This window comes from Hyalangium sp. (assembly GCF_035629615.1).
Lineage (GTDB): Bacteria > Myxococcota > Myxococcia > Myxococcales > Myxococcaceae > Hyalangium.
In genome coordinates, this window is record NZ_DASPHO010000539.1 from 1 (window position 1) to 2,134 (window position 2,134).

At 68.3% G+C, this 2,134-nt stretch carries 1 protein-coding gene and 2 pseudogenes; 1 reads left to right on the plus strand and 2 read right to left on the minus strand.

The genetic code is table 11. The annotated features are described in order from the left end of the window. Positions 1-126 (minus strand): annotated as a pseudogene (locus VD972_RS27315) (FHA domain-containing protein); the annotation flags it as partial. Further along, positions 114-1,475, minus strand: a complete 1,362-nt coding sequence (locus VD972_RS27320; RefSeq protein WP_324991687.1) for a serine protease — start codon at positions 1,473-1,475, stop codon at positions 114-116. The gene VD972_RS27320 and the pseudogene VD972_RS27315, both read right to left, overlap by 13 nt. Positions 1,476-1,760: 285 nt before the next feature. Between VD972_RS27320 and VD972_RS27325 the strand changes: the two are divergent. Continuing rightward, positions 1,761-2,134, plus strand: a pseudogene (locus tag VD972_RS27325) (hypothetical protein); the annotation flags it as partial.

Sequence of the window (2,134 nt, forward strand, 5' to 3'; positions counted from 1 at the left end):
CTTGGGATCATCGAGGATGATATCGTTGACGTAGCCGCGCCCCACGGTGACGGGGAAACGCTCCAGCCGGTGGCGCGCATGGACGGCGTCCCCTTCCAGCACCTCCAGGAAGATCACTTCGTCCACGACAGCCCCTCCAGGTAGTGGCGCGCCAGCTTCCGAGCGTTCTCCGGCGAGAAGCCCGCCAAGGTGAAGCTCGTATCCATGCCCTGGTTGTTCGACGGGAGCGCGGCCGCACGGAGCACCAGATCGTAGAGCCCCGGGAACTTCTTGTAGGCGCGAAGGCACAGCGCGGCGCGCAGGGTGAGCCCTCCGGAGCTCACGAACTCCGAGTGGCAGCGGAAGTTCGTCACGTCCTCGCGGGTGGCCTCCACCGTCGCTGGATCCGAGGAGAAGTAGGCGCTGAAGAGCGCGGAGAAGCGCAGCGTCCCCAGCTTCGTCGAGGACAGGTGCTGGTGGGAGTAGGCGACCGCGCCGGTGCGGTGATCCGAGGAGAGGAACAGATCGTCCTCGGAGGAGCAGTGGTAGTTCGTCACCGTGTACTGGGCCTCCGGAGCGTGCGGCGTGTCTCCCCAGCACTTGAGGAACGGGAGCCAGCGCCCGGGGACGCGGTAGGGCCCCAGGCTCTGCTGCGGCAGGGGGTTGGCGAGCAGGCGCTCCGTGATGCGCTGCTGGTGCTCGAGCAGCTGCGTGCGGACGGAGGCAAGCAGTGCGGCGGGCTCCGCGTCCTCGGGCTTGGCCGCCAGCGCACGCGTCAGCAGCGCCTGGGCGTGCTCCACCGGCACGAGGAAGCCCACCTGGTTCCCCATGGTGGCCACGTTGACGCCCACCACACGGCCCTCGCCCGTGAGCGAGGGGCCACCGCTCATGCCGGGGTTGATGGCGCCGGTGAAGTGGACTCGATCATAGAGGGCCTCCTGCACGAGCCCGTTGTAGGTGCCCTCGACGATGGTGATGCCCAGATCGCGCGGGTTGCCCATGGCGAACAGGCGCGTGCCCTGAGGCGGCGGCTTGTCCAGCAGCTGGAAGAAGTCCGGCACTGGCTGGACGAGCCGGATCACCGCCAGATCGTGCACTACGTCCACGTCGAGCAGCTTCACCGGCACCGGCTCCTGCCCGTCCCGGACGATCTCGGCTGTGTAGTCCTCCGGGTGCATCACCAGGTCCGACACGACGTGGTAGTTCGTGAGGGCATGTCCGTCGGCGCTCACGAAGAAGGCCGAGCCGATGGAGGACTTGGTGCCGGAGCGGCTCTCGATGATGCGGACCTGGGCCACGCGGCGCTTGATGCGCTCGAACAGCTCGTGCGTGGCGGGCGGCAGCGAGGCCTCTGGCAGCTGGGGCACGACCGCCGGCTCACCCGAGTCGGGCGGGGGCTGGTGGGCCTGGGCAGATCCAGGGACCTGAGGAGGTGCCGGAGTCTGAGCGGGCACCGGGGCTTGCGAGAGGATGGCGACGATGAGAAGAGCGACCATGCTGGCCGCACAGTAGCGGAGGCGCGCCCTCCCGGGGGTTCCGGCATGAAGCCCTCGGGAACGCGCCACCCATGCCGCAGAGGGCTTCCCTTCCTGACTCCTCTCTCAGAAGACAACCTGCCGGGTGGGATTTCAGGGCGTGGGAGTGACGACCTGGTGAGTCTCCTGTCAGGAGTGCTGAAGCGTCCGTGCCCCCTCGAAAGATGAAGGCCAGTACCCGTCCGCCCCGCTTCCCGGTAAACCCTTGGCCCCTGAGCACTCGCTCATGACCGGAGGATGCTGCCCATGAACCCGCTCCTTGCCTCCCTTGGACTCTGTGTGCTCCTCGCGGCCCTGCCCGCCCACGCCGCCACGGATCCGCTGGCGCAAGGCACGGAGGAGCACATCGCGCAGGTCATCGGCTGGTCCGGTGACGGGAAGCGCTTCGCCGTGCGGCTCTACTTCCTCGAGCCCTTCACCCCCCGTCCGTCGGTGGGGGACGTGCCCCCCTGCGATGGCTATGTGACCCACCAGGGAAACCCGTTCCGGGGAGGGCTCGTCCTGCTGGCCTATGAGCGAGGCCAGCTGCTCTCCGCCTTTCCGATCCGGGATGAGGAGAGGTGCACTCCCACGGCCGAGGCGGAGAAGCGGCTCGAGGCGGCGAAGAAGCAGCTGGAAGC

Coding starts and splice junctions, on each gene's coding strand:
- VD972_RS27320 (WP_324991687.1), bottom strand. CDS start 1,475: ATGGTCGCTCTTCTCATCGTCGCCATCCTCTCGCAAGCCCCGGTGCCC.